The following is an 18,922-nucleotide window of genomic DNA, read 5'->3' as shown; positions in this document are numbered from 1 at the left end:
CCTGAAGCGGAGCAAAGGCATCTCGTTGGCGATATGAGCGAAGCGAATTTTTTATTGTAAGTACTTTATACTTTATCAAAATAAAAACTAGTCAACTATAAGCATTTTATAGAATAATCCTTCAATTTTATTCAAAAATACATTATTTTCCAAGAAAAACCAAAACTTGGCATATAACTTGCTTAAATATAAAGACAGATATAATAATCAATTATAAAATGGAGGGTTTTATATATGGAAGAGAAAAAGGAGCTTAAGTTTTATGGAGGAGGATGGACATCCTTTTTACCTTTTGGAGTATTTATAATCATAGCAATTTATATATCACTACTTAACGCCCCAGATATAAGGGGGATGTGGATTGGCGCATTATTAGGAATCATGGCAACATATTTCTTTGCCAAGGATAAACAAACTTACTGTGATACAGTAATAGAAGGTATGGCAGATCCAATAGCAGTAACACCAATAGCATGTTGGATATTTGCAGGTGTTTTTGCATCAGTTCTAAGAGCATCTGGTTTAGTTGAAGGGATAATTTGGCTTGCATATAACATTGGAGCTAGTGGAAGAATTTTCGTGGCAATTACATTTATAGCAAGTGCATTATTCGCAACAGCAGCAGGAACAGGATTTGGAACAATAGTTGCAGGGATGTCTGTATTATATCCAGCAGGTGTTTTACTTGGAGCAAACCCAGTTGTTATGGCAGGTGCCATAGTTGGTGGAGGAGCTTTTGGAGATAACTTGGCACCACTTTCTGATACAACAATATGTTCAGCAGCAACCCAAGGAGCAGATGTGGGTGGAGTTGTAAAATCAAGATTAAAATATTCCTTGGTGGCTGGAGCAGCTACTTTAGTAGTAATTATGTTATTTGGTGGTGGGGGAGTAGCTCAAGATATTCCTTATGAGTTAGTTTCTCAATATATGAATCCAAAAGGATTGTTTATGTTAATACCAGCAGCTATAACAATTACTTTGGCAATTAAAGGCTATCATATAATAGCAGCAACAACTATAGGAACAATAGCAGCTGCAATATTTGGATGTGGACTTGGAATGATAAGCCCATCAGACTTGTTATTTATACAAGAAGGTACAGTTCAAGGTTTACTAGTAGATGGAATTGGTGGAATGGTTGATATTTGTATACTGGCTCTTTTAGTTTTAGCATGTGTTAGAATTATGCAAAAAGGTGGAGGAGATCAAGCCTTAATAGGTGTGACAGAGAAATTTGTACATACTGCTCGTGGAGTTGAAATGAGTATAGGAGGATTGGCGCTTGCAATGTCAGGAATAATGGGATTAAATGCACCACCAATCCTTGCCATAGGAACATCTTTTGCTAAGCCTTTAGGGGAAAAATATAAAATATCTCCATATAGAAGGGCGAACTTATTAGATGCAACAGCTTGTACATTAGTTTACTCCCTACCTTGGACACCAGCTTTATTACTTACTAAAAACTTGTCAGTTCAAGCTAGTGAACAATTTGGTAGTATGGTGCCTGCACTTACAACAACTCAAATGTCTCCATGGATAATTTACTGTTGGGCATTGCTTGTAGTAATGTTATTTGCCATGATAAGTGGCTGGGGAAGAATGTATGTAAATAGTAAAGGTGAAGAAGTAAAGACTTTAGCTGAAGCAGAAGCTTAAAAATTTAAGATGCTAATTAAACTCAGGGTCTATTCTGACAAATTATAGGCTTTGAGTTTATGAAATATAGGATGTCTAAATTGAGAAGGGAGATAGTAGAAAATGATTTTAGCAAAAAAAGGTGATTGGGTAGAGATTCAAGAAGTACTTTTGAAGCCAGAAGAAAGAGCACCTCAAGTACCAGATGATACAAAAGAAGTGCCTTTAGTTCAATGGATAAGAGGATTGATGATGACAGAAGAAGCAACTATAGGTGATGAAATAGAGATAGAAACTATAATAGGAAGAAATGTTAGAGGACAATTATGCGCAATTAATCCTAGACATGTGCATGATTTTGGTGAACCAGTAAAGGAATTAATTCAAGTAGGAATGGAACTTAGAAAAGAGATTGAAGAGCTAAACAAATAAAATTAAAAATATAAAGAAAAGTTTATTTAATAAATATAAAGATATTAAATCTATTAAATTTTCTAAGAAAGATTTAATTAATGAGAAGGGGATGTAGATATGAAGGATATGTCTTACTTAGCCGTAATGGGTAGAAAAAATGACATAATGAAGCAAGCAGTAGGACTTGATTATAGTGTTTTTGAACATGGAAAGATAGCTTTTGACTATGAAAAAATGATGGCATCAGTTGGATACTCAATAGAAGATATAATAAAAATACAAAAAGAAACAAAAGTAGGAGGGACACCTTTAGTTGAACTTAAAAATATAACTGCTTTAGTTAGAAAATATTCAAAAGAAGGTAAGGGAGCTAGGATATTTGTAAAAGACGAAGCAGCAAATGCATCAGGATCATTTAAAGCAAGAAGAGCAGCTATATCTGTTTATCATGCTAAAAAAATGGGATACAAAGGTGTAATAGCAGCAACTAGTGGAAATTACGGTGCAGCTGTAGCATCACAAGCAGCTCAACTTGGACTAAAATGTATAATAGTTCAAGAAGTATTTGATTCTAAAAAAGTAGGACAACCAGAAATACTAGAAAAAACAAGAAAATGTGAAGCACTAGGTGCAGAAGTTATACAATTAACAGTTGGACCAGAGCTATTTTATACATTCTTAAAATTATTAGAAGAAACAGGATACTTCAATGCTTCTTTATATACTCCATTTGGGATAGCAGGTGTGGAAAGTTTAGGATACGAATTAGCTAATCAAATGATGGAAATGGAAGGTAAATATCCAGATGTAGTAGTGGCAACACATGCAGGTGGAGGAAATCTTACAGGTACAGCAAGAGGTTTAAATTTAGCTGGAGCAAAAGATACTAAAATAGTAGGAGCATCTGTTGATTTAAGTGGATTACACATGGCATCTGATCATGCATTTAACAAAAAATCTTTCACAACAGGTCATACAGGATTTGGTGTCCCATTTGCTACTTGGCCAGATAGATCTGACGTACCAAGAAATGCAGCGAGGGTTCTTAGATATATGGACAGATATGTAACCGTTACGCAAGGAGAAGTTTTCTATGTAACAGAAGCATTAGCTCAAGTGGAAGGAATAGAAAGAGGACCGGCAGGAAATACTTCTCTTGCAGCAGCAATTTCCATAGCAAAAGAAATGGATAAGGATCAAATAATAGTAGTACAAGAAACAGAATACACAGGAGCTGGAAAACACCCAATGCCACAGCTTACTTTTGCAAAACAAAATGGTATAGAAGTAAGAAGAGGAAATCCTGTTGAAAACATTCCAGGCAAGAATATAGTAATTCCTTGGAACATAGGTGATATTCAATCTAATGATTTAGATATAGATAGATTAAAAAATAATTTTATAAAAAATGCAGTTGTTAATAATAAGCTGAAAGAAATTGATGAAGAAGATATAGCTTATTTGATGGAGGAAGTAAATAAAGACCGAGATTTTGTTGTGAGACGTTTGGAAGAACTAGGCGTAAAAGTTATAAATAAAGTTACAGTTTAGGTATCAATACCCAATTAACTATATACTCTCTGTAAAAACCCATAAACCAATATTATAAAAAGCTCTCAGATAATAGGCTTATTGAGAGCTTTTTACTACTCTCATGTTATTTATTGATGAAAATTATAGTATTTTTACTAAAAAAAGGGAATAAAAAACTTTAAGAGAATATTAATACAAGTAAAGAAAAAATATCCTAGGGGTAGTGATTATTTTTGTATAAGGGGGGGATTAAATTGGATATTGCCATATGTGACGATGATAAAAATATCTTGCAATATTTAAAGCAAAAAATAGAAATTGTATTAGAGGACAATTGTCAAATTACAACTTTTGAAAACGGGTATGATTTAATAGAATATATAAATAGTGATATAAGTAATCCAGATATTATTTTTATAGATATAGATTTAAAAGATCATTTGGGCATTGATATTGCGAAAAAAATTCAACAAAAATTTAATAATATAAAGATCATATTTATAACAGGGAATGCATCTTACGTGGAGGATATATTTGAAGTTGAAACTTTGGATTATCTTACAAAACCTATAAATGAAGAAAAACTAAAAAAAGCTTTAAATAAAGCTATGGAAGTTATAAAGGTCAATAAAGAAGAAATTTTAAATATAAAGATAAAGAAAGAGGTTGTCTCAATTAATTTAAATGATGTGAATTATATGGAAAGCCATTTAAGAACTGTTATAATCCATTGTGATAAAATCAAAAAAACTATATACAAAAAATTAAACGAAATAGAAAATATTTTACCAGAGAAATTTATAAGATGTCATCAAAGTTATATTGTAAACATGGAGAAAGTAAATATTCTAACTACAAATAAATTCATTTTAAAAAGCGGTGATAAAGTTCCTGTTAGTCAGTCTAAATATAAAGATACAAAGGAAAAATTTTTGAATTATTTGGGAGATAGTATATGAGATTGGGATATTTTCTTACATAATTAACTTTGTAATTGTTGTAGGAAACTGTAAATGGGAAATAGGGGCATTAATTGAAAATTAGTGTTCCTTTTTGTTGTGCAAAAAAATAGACATAAAAAGGAATTTTGGTCAAATAGCAGAATAATTAAGAATGAGGAAATTTTACTCCAATTTTAAAAATATATTATTCTGGGGGATATGATATGAAAGGTTTAAAGAAAACAATAAGTTTATTTTTATGCTCCTTACTGATTTTTAACTTAATCTCAATAGGAGATTTTAATATTTTTGCAGAAAATTTAAGTTCTGCTTATGAAACAAGTCCAAAAGTTATTTCTATTGGAAGTTCAAAAGATGAACTTCAGGTTATAGAAGAGGAAGATGGAAAAGTAGTAAATCCTTTGTACCAAGGAGTGAATGTAAAAACCTACTCGCCAAAATCTTCAGTAACACCATACTCAACTAATGTTTTTTATACAAAGAAAGATGCTGCAAATTATTTAAGAAGAGAGATGGTAAAGAGAAGTGGAACTATTGAATTTACAATAAAGCAGAAGAATTATAGCACTTTATATGCAGACTTATTTGCCATGGCAGTAGAAGATAATGCCAACGCTAATTCCAGTGAGGGAGACTATCTTTTTAGACACTGGAGTAATTTTTATGTAGACTGGAATGACAGTAAGTCCACTGAAACTAAATTTATTTTTCAAATGGAATATCTCTCTACTTATAAACAAGAACAACGTGTGGACTACGAAGTAAAAAAAGTACTAGATGAGTTAGATGTTTACAATGCAGATGAATATACTAAAGCTAAGTCTGTACATGATTTTATTACTGAAAATATAGTATATGATTATGATTTAACGAAATTCTCTGCCTATGACGGTATTGTTTCAAAAAATGTGGTATGCAATGGGTATGCAGCTTTAACATATAAAATGATGAAAGATTTGGGATTAGGTGTAAGATGTATCACAGGTTATGCAGGCAGTGACTATCATGCATGGAACATTGGAAAAATAGGGACGAAGTGGTACAACATAGATAATACTTGGGATGCTTCCAACAGCGATGATAATTATGTTTATTATACATATTTCCTGAGAAATAATGTAGAATTCGAAGACCACAAAAGAGATTCACAATTTACTACAAAGGAGTTTAATTTAGCTTATCCAATGTCAAAGACTTCTTACAAAGATGTTGATTATTATGGTGAAAAATTCTCTTTAAATAAGCTACAAAAAACAATAGGTATGGGAAAGTCATTTAAATTATATGGAATTCAACTGGATGATAATGATGAAATTCAGTTTTTTAGCAGTAGTAATGAAAACGTGGCAAAAGTAGATTCAAAAGGAAAAGTAACAGGTATAAGTTTAGGTCATACAACAATTACAGCTACAACTAAAAAGGGTAAAAAGGCAAGTTGTAGTGTGAAAGTTAGATATGATATTAATGATTGTAAAATTACAAAAATAGGAAATGGAGAAAAATTCATATCCTACAGTGGAAATTTAAAACCAAGTATTACAGCTACATATGATAATAAAATTCTTGAAGAAGGCAAAGATTATTCTTTAGATTATGGAGAAAATATATCAAGTGGAAAAGGAACTATAAATATAGTAGGCATAGGCAGTTATACTGGTCAAAAAATGGCAACATTTAAAATTTATCCAAGTAAAGTTTCTGGGGTAAGAATTTTAAGTAATACCACTGATTCTTTGAAAATTAGATGGGACAAAGAATACGGTGTAACAGGTTATAGAATTTACAGATCTACATCAAAAGATGGAAAATATACTAAAGTAGCCACAGTTTCCAATAAATCTTCAAATACATATACAGATGGAGGACTAATTAGTGGTAAAACATATTACTATAAAATAAGAGCATATAAAACAGTGGGTGATGAAAATCTTTATGGCGATTACTCAAATGTTTTTTATGGAAAAACTAAATATCCATCACAGGTAAAAAATCTAAAACAGAATTCATCTTATAAAACTTTAATTAAATTGAGTTGGGACAAAGCTAGTTATGCCAGTGGATACAGAGTATATAGAGCAACTAGTAAAGATGGAACATACAAAAAAATAGGAGAACTTAGTGGAGGAACTAATAATAATTTTACAGATAAAAATGTATCAACAGGAAAAACATACTATTATAAAGTTAGAGCCTACAGAAAAGTTGGGAATAGTAGGGACTATGGTTCATATTCTACAAAATTAAAAGCCAGCACAAAATGTAACACACCAGTTATTACAGTATCTTCAACTTCATCGAAGAATACAGGAAATACAACTAAAACAGGGAAGGTAAAAATTAGCTGGAAGAAAATCACTGGAGCTTATGGATACGCATTATACAGAGCAGACAGTAAAACAGGTGGTTATAAAAGAATAGAAACTGTCACAAGTGGTTCCACTTTAAATACTATAGATGAAGGTTTGAAAACAGGAAAAATATATTATTACAAAGTGAGAGCCTACAGAACTGCCGACTGTGGCAACATATATAGCTACTACAGTAACGTAAAAAACATAAAAGTTAAGTAGAAAATTTTAAACAAAGGGAATTTGAGCAACGGATATATCCGAAATTTCATGGCGCCCACATAGTGGCTTAAAGTGGTAACGAGGATATATCGTTGACGATATTACCAAAGGAAATTTTGAGCAACGGATGTATCCGAATTGATAACGAGGGTATATAGTCGACGAGGTGACCAAATGAAGTTTTGAACAAGGTAATTTTTGAGCAACGGATTTGCCTGAAGCGCTAGCGAAGGCATATCGTTGGCGATATGAGCGAAGCGAATTTTTTAATATATATTTATATAATCATATTGTTATGATTTACCTCCAACAAATGATATAATGTATTTGGACAAGGAGGGGATAATATGACGGGATTATATACGGATTTAATTATAGGCATACTTGCCATTGGCCTAGGTTATGCAACACTAAGATACAACCTAGGGCGCTACATAATTTTTGTTAATGAGAAAAAATATGATAATAAGAAAGTGGCAAAAGTAGCAGGAACTCACATTATGGCGTATGGATTTGTCTCAATTATATTACTAGTTGCCAGATATTTTACCATGGGAAACAAGGTGGGGAATGCATTAGACAAAGCAAGCATAGCAGTGTTATTTATAATAGGTGCATTTATGTACTACAACATACGTAAGTCTTGCAAAATTGTGAAAACAGAAGAACCAGATAAAAAAGGTATACATAAAAAGAAGAAAAAGAAAAAAAAGAAGAAGAGAAAATAAGATTTTCATATTCTTGATAAAGGACTATCTCAAAAGAGATGGTCCTATTTTTGTACAAAAATATAAAAATGGACTATAATATAATTTGAGAAAGGAGAGAATAACAGTGAAAAAAAGTATTTTCGCCGTGTTGCTTGTAATTTGGATGGCATTTATATTTTCAATGTCATCACAAAATTCAGAAGTATCATCAAATACAAGTGGAGGCACTATTAAAATGATTTTATCGGCAGTGCCGAATTTTAATGAGCAACCAGAAGAAGTTCAGGAAAACGTAGTGGAAAATCTTCAATTTATAACGAGAAAAAGTGCTCATTTTATTGGATATATGATACTGGGTATTTTATCAATACTTACATTTTTACAATTTGAAAAAATAAATAAAAAGCCTCAGTTTGCATTTTTACTATGTGTAGTTTATGCCATTTCAGATGAAATTCATCAACTTTTTGTACCAGGAAGAGCAGGACAAGTGAGAGATGTGATGATAGACTCATCTGGAAGTTTTGTAGGTATTGTATTAGTGTTATTGTGTATAAAAATTTTAAAAGGAAGAAAAAAATTAACAAAATAAGTATTAAAATATAATAATAAACAAAGAATTAATGATATAATTCACAAAAATATTAAAAAAGTATTGAAATATAATGATATATCAAATAATTAAGAATGAAATTAGCATAAAAACTGCAAAATAAAAGATAACCATAAAGAATAGTCAAATCATTAAAAGAAGGAGACAGTTTTATGGATAGAACTTTTATAAATATTAAAGATAGAGGTAATTTAGTTGAATTTGTGAAATATGCCATTGTTGGGTGTATTAATACTGCTGATTACTATTTATCTTACTTGGTTTTTATGGATATATTTAAATTTGCATATAGAATTTCATTTGTTTTGGGTTATGTAGTTAGTATCCTAGGATCTTATTTTTTGAATACTTATTTTACATATAAACAAAAGCCTAGTGTGAAGAAGTTTTTAATTTTTCCACTAACTTATATACCTAACTTTATTATTCAATATTTAGGAATAATTTTGTTGGTGGATAGGCTAAATATGAGTAGTAAGGTGGCACCAGTGATTACAGCAATAGTTGCCACTCCAATTACTTTTTTTGTTATGAAATATGTAATAAAAAAATGAAACAAAACACCCATCCTGGAGATTGGGTGTTTTGTTGTACTGTGGAGGTGATTTTATGGAAGATAGGATTGTGAAGTTGAAGGGGTTGGAGTTGGAAAACTTTAAAAATGTAAAGTATGGAAAGATTGACTTTAAAGAAGATAGAGAGACAGGAAAGATATCTAATATTTTGGGTATTTATGGTCAAAATGGCTCAGGTAAAACTTCTGTAATAAACGCCCTTTATCTTTTTAGAATGGTGATTTCTGGACAAAAGTTAAATCCTAATTTTTGTAACTTTATTTCTTGTGAGAAGAACTCAGCAGCCCTTGGATTTGAATTTAGGATAATTGATAAAGGTGAAACTTATAGGGTCTTTTATAAATTTGAGTTAAGAAAAACTTATAAAAGTGGAGCTTTTCCAGATGATTTAAGTATGGAATATAATGAAATGCTAGATTTAAGTGAAAATATTGGCAATAACGTTGAATACAATAAAGTTACGGATATTAATAATAACAGTGAAATGAACTTAGAGAAGGACAAAGTTTTAGGAATGGATGAACACAGAATTATAAGTGTACATGATGACAAGGATATAACTGTTGAAGTTTTTAGGGAGAAGTTGAGCTATTCAAAATGGGAAGAAAATCAGTGGAGAAAGAGCATTACCATCGTGGATTATGATATGGATGATGAGGACTATACTTTTAGACCCATAAAGAATTACAGAGAAGCAGCAAATTCTACTGATAAAAAGGTGGGGCTTGGTATTGCGAAAGGACTTTCTCAGGAAAATTCCACATCCTTTATTTTTAGTCCAAAGACCTTCTCACTTTTGCTAACATCTTTTGCAAAAACTAGCCCAGAGAATAGTAAAATTCTAGCTATTTTAAGAAACTTTGCAATATTTAACATCTTTGTTATACAAAATGATGAGTTGGGAGCCATAACAAGTAATAGGATGATACCTCTTAGTTTTATGTTGGAAAACAAGAAGGTAAATATGAGAGGTAATATTGGACTAAACTTATTTGGTTTATCTGTTATTGATATGGATAAACTGGAGACAGTGAAGAAAATTTTGGAACAAATTAACGTGGTGTTGAATACTTTAGTTCCAAAATTAAAGATAGAAATAAAAAATTATGGTAAGGAAACTTTAAATAATTCAAAAGAAGCATTTAAGGTGGAGCTTTTGTCAGTGAGAAATGGAAGAAAGATCCCTTTAAAGTACGAATCTGACGGAATCAAGAAAATTATTTCTATTTTAAGTGTTTTAATAGGAATGTATAATAATGAAAATATTTTAGTTGCTGTGGATGAGTTGGATGCAGGTATTTTTGAATATTTATTAGGAGAAATTCTTGAAATTTTAAGTAAAAGTGCCAAAGGACAGTTGATTTTTACATCTCATAATCTGAGAGCTTTGGAAAAATTGAATAAAGAGCTTGTTGTGTTTACGACGACAAACGAAAACAATAGATACATAAGTTTAAACAATGCAAAGGTTGGTAACAACCTTCGTGATTTTTATTATAGAGGTATTATGCTTGGTGGACAGAAAGAAGACTTGTACGATGAGACTAATAAATATGAGATAAACTACGCTTTTAGAAAGGCATGGATGCTTGGAAATGGTAATAGTTAAGATGAAAAGAGATGAGGCGAATAGACATGGCAGGGATAGCAGCAGATGATGAAGACGAAGAAAATAGTACTATTTATAGTAGAAGGAATCACCGATGAAATGTCTCTGAGTTTAATTCTTTCAAAATTAGTACAAGACAGCAGTGTTCAATTTCACGTAATAAATCAAGATATTACAGCTGATTTTAATTCAAACTGTCAAAATATTATTAGAAAGATTGACAGCCAAGTAAAGAAATTTTTAGCACAGAATAATGGTTTAAAAAAAACAGATATAAAAGAAATAATTCACTTAGTTGATACAGATGGGGCTTTTATTAAGGAAGATTTTGTTAAGGAAGATATGAATCAGGAAAAAACTTTCTACACACATAATTCCATTGTTACAAATAAAAGAGATTTGATTGTGGAGCGAAACCAAAGAAAAAGCGGGATTTTAAATAAACTTTATCAAACTAGCCATATTGGGCGAATTGGCTACAAAGTTTATTTTTTCTCATGTAACCTGGAACATGTGCTTCACAATTGCCAAAATACAGCTTATGAGAAAAAACGTGCATATTCTTATGATTTTGTGGATAAATATGTGGGTCAGGAAAATGGCTTTGTGGACTTCTTAAGCGAGAATGACTTTACTACTCCTGGAGATTATAAGGAGACTTGGCAGTTTATCAAAGAAGATTGTAACTCTTTGAATAGATATTGTAATTTTCATCTTTATTTTAAAATGAATTAAGAAAGTGGCTTAGCTTAAGTCACTTTTTTAATTCATGTCGCCAACGACTTATCTTTGAGCAACGTGTTAGCGAATCATTTTGCTACTGCTTTAAGCCACTGTGTGGGCGCCATGAAATTTCAGATAAGTCCGTTGCTCAAAATGAATTAGGAAAGTGTATTTGAACAACGTGTTTGCGAATGGTTTTGTTATCGATTAAGGCAACAACCTTGTTCGAAATAGACATGAAAAGTGGACAACCTTGGGGAGGTTGTCCTTTAATATTAAATAATATGTAACTTAAAGAATGGACTATATCATATAGTTATCATTCGAGCCTAAAATAATTATAGTGCAAAGAAATTAAAAATGTAACAATATTCATATTATTTCTTAAAAAAAATAACCTTTGCAGCAATGGATACAATGAGATATGAAAATAATAAGTCCTCCCTGGAATAGATTTTCGAAAAAGAAATGTTTGATGTTGTTATAAACTGTGCGAATGAATCTGATATAGAAAAATATGTAGATTTACAAAATATTTTTACGATAACTAATATAATAGGCACTCAAATATTGCTTGATGCGAGTGTAGAATGTAATGTAAGTAGATATCATCAAGTTTCTACTATTGAAGCATATGGTGAATTATGTAACAAAAAGATACCTTCATATTTGGCATCTAGATTGGCTGGAGATTTATTAGTTAAAGTATATAATAATAAGTATGGTTTAAGAGCAACATTATCTAAAGAGAAGGTAGATGAAAATAATATAGAAGAATATTGCCAATGTATAGAAAAGGAAATTAATAAAAAATATATTTTAAATAATAGTATACTATAATAAAATATATAAATAATAAGCAGATATTTATGGGGGAGAAAATGAAAAGAAATACAGTAAGAAAAGCAATAATACCAGCAGCAGGATTAGGGACTAGATTCTTACCTGCAACAAAAGCCCAAGCAAAAGAAATGTTACCAATAGTGGACAAGCCAACGCTACAATACATAATAGAAGAAGCAATAGCATCAGGCATAGAAGAAATACTAATAGTAACAGGGCGTAACAAAAAATGCATAGAAGATCATTTTGATCGTAGTGTAGAGTTAGAATTAGAACTTGAAAACAAAGGCAAAAAAGAAATGCTAGATATGGTTCAAAACATATCTAACATGGTAAATATTCACTACATCAGACAAAAAGAACCAAAAGGACTGGGACACGCTGTTCACTGTGCAAAAAGTTTCATAGGGGATGAGCCTTTTGCAGTTTTACTTGGAGATGATATAGTAGATGCAGAAGTTCCATGTTTAAAGCAAATGATAAATGCTTATGATGAATACAAAACTTCTATACTAGGAGTTCAAGAAGTTGATAGAGAAAATGTAAACAAGTACGGAATACTTGATGTTAAACATATAGAAGACAGAGTATATAAAGTAAAAGATATGGTAGAAAAACCATCTGTAGAGGAAGCGCCATCTAATATAGCTATACTTGGAAGATACATAATAACTCCAGAAATATTTAACATATTAGAAAATCAAGAGCCAGGAAAAGGTGGAGAAATCCAACTTACAGATGCTCTTCAAACATTAGCTACTAAGGAAGCTATATATGCATACAACTTCGAAGGAAGAAGATATGATGTAGGTGATAAGCTAGGTTTCTTAGAAGCTACTGTTGATTTTGCGCTAAAAAGACCTGAACTTAGAGATGATTTTATAGATTTTTTAAAAAGTAAAGCTGGTACAATAAGTAAAGAAGAGAAGGTTAATAAGGACAGTAAAGAAAGTAATGAAAATGAAATAGAGAAGGTTTTAGAAGAAGTGGCAGTTACTGTTGAATAGATTTAATAATACCCAGATATAAAATCCTGGGTATTATTTATATATTTAAAGAGAGGAATTATAATTAATGGATTATATTAAATTGTTTATTTTATCTATGGTACCAATAATAGAGCTAAGAGGGGCAGTACCATTAGGAATAGCAATGGATTTAAACCCAGTTTATCTATATATAACTTGTGTAATAGGCTCTTCCATAGTGGCAGTACCAGTAGTTTTATTATTTAGACAAGCTATAGATTTTTTTAGACATAGAAAATATTTTAATAAAGTAATTAGATGGGTAGATAGAAAAATCGAAGGTAGGGCTAAGAAGTTAAAAGCAGCTAGTATAATAGGGCTTATAATTTTTGTTGGTGTGCCCCTTCCTACAACAGGGTCATGGTCTGGAGCTGCTTTAGCATCTATTTTTAAGATGAGAATAAAAGATGCACTTTTAGGTATATTTATAGGAAATGCCATAGCAGGTGTGATTATGATGACTGTCTCTCTACATTTATCAGATGGAATTAATATAGGGACTTTATTAATAGGTTTAGTTGTTGTCATAGCTGGGATTTTTGCTATTATTAAGAAGAAAAGAAATAATAAGTTGAATGCTAGTTTTAATGACAATGAGAGAGTAGAAGCATAAAGTGAATATAGGTTTTACAGAGTCATAATTTAGAGCTTATGGAGAAATGAAGATAGAGTATTTTAGATTAATAAGACGCATGGAGATGGAAAAGTAATAATCCTAATGGATATAAAGGCGTAATAGAAGAAGTGGTAGTAAGCGCTGAATAATATAAAACACTTATAAGAACCCCTTAGAGATTTTTCTCTAGGGGGTATTTTATTTACACCAGATAATTAATACCAAAAACTTCCAAATTTATACTTATCTATTCAAAAAAAGGGAGAAAAATTGCACTACATAAGATGTTATAATATAGCTAGAAGGGAGAATACATGTCAAAATTTAAAAGAAGAGTACATAGAATAGAAGAGTTTGATAAATGTTTAGATATAATAGAAGATAAATTATCATATTCAACAGAAAATATACTAGGAATTTTTAGAGAAATGGGTTACTCTGAAAAAATATTAAACAAGATGATAGAAAACTTTTATATATCTGACAAAGGGTATAAGGAAACTATACGTGCTTATATAAAAAGGAGGAAAAACAAAGAAAATTTGCTACGAAGAAGTAATTTTATATATAAGGAGGATAAATATGATACATACTATATTTTTAGAAGAACTATACTTTTAGACATAGTAAATAAGTATAGATTTTGTTATTTATGTATGAAGAAGGATGATGTATCTATATCTAAAATTAATGTGAATAAGTTGTTTAAGGAAACTTTTAGGAGGGACATATTTATTTATCCAAAAATTAAAGATGTAGATATATATGAACCTAAAGCAATAATAGATTTTAATGAGAATTTCCTTGGGAAAAAATTTGAGGATGATGACATATATAAACGTCTAAAGTTTGAGCATTTTTATAATAAAAATAATATGACCATAAATAATATTACATACTATTTAAATGATAGAAGATGGATGCATTCTAATATGGAAGAAATCTTTAACACTTGTGAATATATAAAGTGCAAGAATAGCTTTTTTAATTATGGTACAGTTTTAAGCAATACTAAGGAATTTCTAAAAGTTATTATGGATATAAATAATAAAACTACAAATTATGAATATGATAAGACGCTTAATATATACAGGCATGATTTGAAAATCACATGTGAAGATGATATAGACAGTCACTATGAAAAATCTGTAGAAGAAATAAAAAGCACACTCACAGGGGATGAGTGGCGTGTATTTGAGCAAATTCTTAAGATTGAAAATGAAAATGATTTCAGTCGTAAGTATCAAATAGCTTCCATAGGTGGTTTATCTTATGGTTTTGATAATATAAGGAGAAAAGTATTTTATGAAAATGATAAGATTGCTTTATTTGCCTTACTTATAAAGGGATATATTTATATTAAATAAATATAATATAAAGGGGATTTAAAAATATATGGCTAAAAATAAAGATAAGCTACTATTATTATATTTATTTCGTGACTCTAACCTTAAAGAAATAGATATATATACTCTATCAAAAAATATGCTTAGATTACGTAACGTTATGGAATCGTACACCATAAGTGAACAAAATGAAAATGAAAATGAAAAGTAAAAAATAAAAAGAAAAAACCATAGGGGGATATGGTACTACATATGATAAGGGGAAACCAAAAATATAATAACTTACCGAAGGATGTAATCAACAGCATTACTAAAATGGCAACAATCATAAGAACTACAGAAGAAAATTTATTTTTACCTAAGGATGACATACTTAGAGAAATCAGTATTAAGCTAGGTTCACTACAAAGAGCTATGGATGTTTTTAATCAATACTATCCAGATAGGAAAGTCAATTTATCCACATATATAATACAGAGAAAGAAAACAGAAGCCCTAAAGGCAATTGAGACACTTACTAATCAAATGTTAATTGACAGAAAAATTTATGACATAACTCAAATGTATAGATCTAACTTTAATCAATCATTAAAGAATAACTCACATATGATAGAAGCTTTTGATATGGAAAAAGTAGCTGAAAATATAAATAATATATACGACAATCTTTATAATTTAAACAATGAGGAGATTATAAAGACACATATCTGCAGGACAAAAATCCTAGTAGAAAATAGAGATTGGAATGTTGGTCTCAGGATGATTTTCTCCATGAGGGAGTATGTATCTTTTGGAGATGATAAAAATATGGAAAAATTAATTGCTTATGATATGCTTTTACAAGAACATGAGTGGATGGAAAACTATATAAAAAACATGAAAGATTACAATATAGCCGTGGCATTTGAGCATACTGTTAATTGTAATAAGGAATTAGATACTAATAGAGAAAATAGGATTATGGAATTTTTATTATATTATAAAGAAAACAAGAAGTTTAATATGGGGGAACTTACTTATTACTGTGTAGATAGAAGCTGTTTTAGGGATGTTATGAATATGTTTTTGCTACCTACTAATCTTTGTGAATACAGAACTATTTTATCCAAAACTAAACTATCTCTCAGGATGATTATGAAAAGTGATGCTCAAATATTAACTTATATGCAAGAGTTTAAATCTATGATAGATGATGATTTAGAAAGAGATGTATTTTCTTATTTAGCAGAAAAAGAAGATGCAAATCTAGATGGTAGCATTAAAAAAATCCACCAATATTTATGCAGAAAATATCAAAGTTTATCAGAAAATCATATAGAAGAGGCTATGAAAAATTTATTATTAAAGGGATTTATAAGCCTATGTATTTAAAACACTAAGCTGTGGCATTTGTCACAGCTTTTTTAATGAATAATATAAAAAAATTGGAGTTTGGCAAAGTTTCAATTTTTAAAAATATATACTTTAGATATAAGTTTAAGAAATAAGTCTTAAAACTTAGATTAAAATAAGGAGGATTATCATGAACTTCTACAAGAGTAATTTAGAGTATTTACTAAAAAATATTCAGTCTCAAAAAGAGCTTTTGACTTTTCAAGAGAAATATCTAAAACTTCTAGAAAACAAGATGGAAAGTGCTGATGACAATGAAGAAATAGGAACAGATGAAGCTAATGTTAGTAGCACAGTGGTGAAGATTGGTGATTTTGCAAAAATGATAAAAAGTAGAGGTGTACCCTATGGCAGAAACAAGGTACATAGCTGGTTCAATAATAGGGGATATACTTACAGGGAAAATGATAGAAACTATGCTAAGGATGAGTATATAGCTAAGGGACTGTTTGAAGTGAAACGTTATGTGAGAAATAGTAAAGATGGCACTGATGTTAAGGAGACCATATACCTTACACCACAGGGTGTGGCATATTTTATGGAAAAAATACTTAGAGAATTTAATATTGAGGAGATGTAGGGATGAAAAAAGTGTTTGGGAAAAACAAAGGAAATAAGATAGGGGCACCTGTAGGAAGTGCTGAGTATGGGAAATTTATAAGAGAGGCTTATATGGATACAGTAAGTGAAGCTGTAGTATTAAGTGATGATTTGCATGAGAGTTTGTCTAGATATGATGAGATAGTGGATTCTATTTCTAAGTTGAAAAGTGAAAAGGACATAATAGAACATAGCATAATGACTCTTATGAAGGAGAATGAAATAGCTTATGTGAAAAATAGAAAAATCACTTGGAAAAAATCAGTGAGGACTTCTCTTGATACTAAGAGTTTGAAAGAGGAGGAGCCAGAGATTTATAAGAAGTACTCAAAAATTAGTAGCAGCAGAATGTTTAAAATTAGATAGGAGGTTTTTTAGATGGCTATTTATAGGCATGTTTATTTATCCTTTTGGAAAGATGATAAAATTATGGAGCGATTTAGTATAGAGGAGAAGTTGTTATTTATTTTTTTTTAACTAATGGAAATACAACTCAGATAGGTATATATAAGATTCTTATGAAGGAGATATCTTTTTTTACAGGGATTAGTACTAACCAGGTGGATATGTTAATGGATAAGCTTGAAAATGAATACCATATGATAAAATACAATAAAAATACCCATGAAATAGCCATTGTTCACTGGGCAAAGTACAATATGAATAAGCTGGGGGGAAAGCCTATTATTGATTGTATTTCCTCAGAATTAAAAAGAGTAGAGGATGCTTCGCTGTTGAAGATTATTTTGGCTGATATTACTAGGGAAGAGATTAAGAATTTATTTTTAAAAGAGATAAAAGAAAGAGAAGAAAGAAAAAAAAGAAAAGAAAGGGAAGAACGAGGGGAAAGAGAAGGAAAAGGAGAAATAAGAGAAAATAAAAAAGGTAACAAGAGAGCGGATATGAGTAAAAAGGGAGAGGGGAAGAAATATGGATTTGGAGTATATTCAAAGGTCAAATTTGCCAGCCCAGTTAAAGGAGAAGATGATTCTCTCTATGAAAAACCAAGCGAAGAGCAACTTAGAAAAGTTAAAGAGCTCTATAGCTAATAGCGAAGAAGATTGTACAGAAAAGTACAAGTGTACAAAGTGTAAAGACGTCACATATATACTTACAGATGATGGAGCAGTTCCTTGTAGTTGTAAGGATATAAGAGAAGCTGAAAGAATACTTGCAAAAAGTGGCATAAGTAAAGAGTTTGCTAATAAGACTTTTGACAATTTTGATTATGCTAGGAATATGCAAGTTCTTAATTCTTATAACATAGCTAGACAGTATGTGAAGGACTTTGAAAGTATTAAAGATAGTCGCAAGAACAGTGTTATTTTTATGGGCAGTGTAGGTGGTGGTAAGTCTCACCTTAGTTTTGCCATAGCCAATGCACTTATGAAAAATGGTGTAGGTGTGATTTATATGGGATATAGAGATAGCATTATGAAAATCAAGCAAAATGTTATGAATATGGATGTATATGAAAAAATCATGAACAGATATAAGGAATGTAAGGTCCTGTTGATTGATGATTTGTTTAAAGGAAATATCACATCTAGCGATATAAATATAATATTTGAGATAGTGAACTATAGATATTTCAATAATTTAGCCATGATTATTAGTACAGAAAAGTGTGGCAGTGAGCTGTTGGAAATTGATGAGGCAATAGGTAGTAGGATTCTAGAAATGACCAAAGACTATGGGATTGAACTTAGGGGGCATAAGTTGAATTATAGAATTTATGATCAATGAT

Annotated in this window: 20 protein-coding genes; all 20 read left to right on the top strand. The window is 30.5% G+C overall.

Annotated features, from left to right (window positions below; translation table 11 throughout):
- Positions 1–234: 234 nt before the first annotated feature.
- A complete protein-coding gene (locus QX51_RS06510; protein WP_039679087.1) occupies positions 235–1,662 on the top strand; it encodes a Na+/H+ antiporter NhaC family protein in 1,428 nt (475 codons plus the stop codon).
- 102 nt (positions 1,663–1,764) lie between these two features.
- Positions 1,765–2,073 (top strand): 2-amino-4-oxopentanoate thiolase subunit OrtA, encoded by a 309-nt coding sequence (gene ortA / locus QX51_RS06505; RefSeq protein ID WP_139045009.1) that lies wholly within the window; start codon positions 1,765–1,767, stop codon positions 2,071–2,073.
- A gap of 99 nt (positions 2,074–2,172) precedes the next feature.
- On the top strand, positions 2,173–3,606 hold the full coding sequence (gene ortB / locus QX51_RS06500; RefSeq protein WP_039679086.1) for a 2-amino-4-oxopentanoate thiolase subunit OrtB: 1,434 nt from the start codon (positions 2,173–2,175) through the stop codon (positions 3,604–3,606).
- 236 nt (positions 3,607–3,842) lie between these two features.
- Entirely contained in the window at positions 3,843–4,547 is a 705-nt protein-coding gene (locus QX51_RS06495) for a LytR/AlgR family response regulator transcription factor (protein WP_039679085.1), read from the top strand.
- A gap of 206 nt (positions 4,548–4,753) precedes the next feature.
- Positions 4,754–7,120 (top strand): fibronectin type III domain-containing protein, encoded by a 2,367-nt coding sequence (locus QX51_RS06490; protein WP_039679084.1) that lies wholly within the window; start codon positions 4,754–4,756, stop codon positions 7,118–7,120.
- 347 nt (positions 7,121–7,467) lie between these two features.
- Positions 7,468–7,848 carry a hypothetical protein gene (locus QX51_RS06485; RefSeq protein WP_039679083.1) on the top strand — a complete coding sequence of 127 codons (381 nt, stop codon included), beginning with the start codon at positions 7,468–7,470 and terminating at the stop codon, positions 7,846–7,848.
- Positions 7,849–7,954: 106 nt separating this feature from the next.
- The gene (locus QX51_RS06480) at positions 7,955–8,422 is read left to right on the top strand and encodes a VanZ family protein (RefSeq protein ID WP_039679082.1); all 468 of its coding nucleotides are present in this window, start codon (positions 7,955–7,957) and stop codon (positions 8,420–8,422) included.
- Between the two features lie 173 nt (positions 8,423–8,595).
- Positions 8,596–8,997, top strand: coding sequence for a GtrA family protein (locus QX51_RS06475; protein ID WP_052232917.1), 402 nt, complete (start codon positions 8,596–8,598; stop codon positions 8,995–8,997).
- Between the two features lie 55 nt (positions 8,998–9,052).
- The gene (locus QX51_RS06470) at positions 9,053–10,627 is read left to right on the top strand and encodes an AAA family ATPase (RefSeq protein WP_039679081.1); all 1,575 of its coding nucleotides are present in this window, start codon (positions 9,053–9,055) and stop codon (positions 10,625–10,627) included.
- 48 nt (positions 10,628–10,675) lie between these two features.
- Positions 10,676–11,362 (top strand): hypothetical protein, encoded by a 687-nt coding sequence (locus QX51_RS06465; RefSeq protein ID WP_141660811.1) that lies wholly within the window; start codon positions 10,676–10,678, stop codon positions 11,360–11,362.
- Between the two features lie 441 nt (positions 11,363–11,803).
- Positions 11,804–12,190 carry an NAD-dependent epimerase/dehydratase family protein gene (locus tag QX51_RS06460; protein WP_330376047.1) on the top strand — a complete coding sequence of 129 codons (387 nt, stop codon included), beginning with the start codon at positions 11,804–11,806 and terminating at the stop codon, positions 12,188–12,190.
- Between the two features lie 41 nt (positions 12,191–12,231).
- Positions 12,232–13,200 (top strand): UTP--glucose-1-phosphate uridylyltransferase GalU, encoded by a 969-nt coding sequence (gene galU, locus QX51_RS06455; RefSeq protein ID WP_039679079.1) that lies wholly within the window; start codon positions 12,232–12,234, stop codon positions 13,198–13,200.
- A gap of 67 nt (positions 13,201–13,267) precedes the next feature.
- The gene (locus QX51_RS06450) at positions 13,268–13,834 is read left to right on the top strand and encodes a COG2426 family protein (protein ID WP_052232915.1); all 567 of its coding nucleotides are present in this window, start codon (positions 13,268–13,270) and stop codon (positions 13,832–13,834) included.
- Between the two features lie 317 nt (positions 13,835–14,151).
- Entirely contained in the window at positions 14,152–15,204 is a 1,053-nt protein-coding gene (locus tag QX51_RS06445; protein ID WP_039679078.1) for a hypothetical protein, read from the top strand.
- A 28-nt stretch (positions 15,205–15,232) separates the two neighbouring features.
- Entirely contained in the window at positions 15,233–15,394 is a 162-nt protein-coding gene (locus tag QX51_RS20600) for a hypothetical protein (RefSeq protein WP_161791907.1), read from the top strand.
- A 41-nt stretch (positions 15,395–15,435) separates the two neighbouring features.
- Positions 15,436–16,554 carry a hypothetical protein gene (locus QX51_RS06440; RefSeq protein WP_039679077.1) on the top strand — a complete coding sequence of 373 codons (1,119 nt, stop codon included), beginning with the start codon at positions 15,436–15,438 and terminating at the stop codon, positions 16,552–16,554.
- 151 nt (positions 16,555–16,705) lie between these two features.
- The gene (locus QX51_RS06435) at positions 16,706–17,155 is read left to right on the top strand and encodes a phage antirepressor KilAC domain-containing protein (protein WP_039679076.1); all 450 of its coding nucleotides are present in this window, start codon (positions 16,706–16,708) and stop codon (positions 17,153–17,155) included.
- Between the two features lie 2 nt (positions 17,156–17,157).
- Complete coding sequence (locus QX51_RS06430; protein ID WP_039679075.1) at positions 17,158–17,541, top strand: hypothetical protein; 384 nt, start codon at positions 17,158–17,160, stop codon at positions 17,539–17,541.
- Between the two features lie 206 nt (positions 17,542–17,747).
- Complete coding sequence (locus QX51_RS20595; RefSeq protein WP_039679074.1) at positions 17,748–18,224, top strand: hypothetical protein; 477 nt, start codon at positions 17,748–17,750, stop codon at positions 18,222–18,224.
- On the top strand, positions 18,172–18,921 hold the full coding sequence (locus QX51_RS06420) for an ATP-binding protein (RefSeq protein ID WP_074079772.1): 750 nt from the start codon (positions 18,172–18,174) through the stop codon (positions 18,919–18,921). Before QX51_RS20595 ends, QX51_RS06420 begins: the two co-directional genes overlap by 53 nt.
- Position 18,922: the final 1 nt, after the last annotated feature.

It is taken from the genome of Terrisporobacter othiniensis (genome assembly GCF_000808015.1).
Classification (GTDB): Bacteria; Bacillota; Clostridia; order Peptostreptococcales; family Peptostreptococcaceae; genus Terrisporobacter; species Terrisporobacter muris.
Note: the sequence above shows the minus strand (reverse complement) of the source record. Positions and strands in the feature narration are given on the sequence as shown.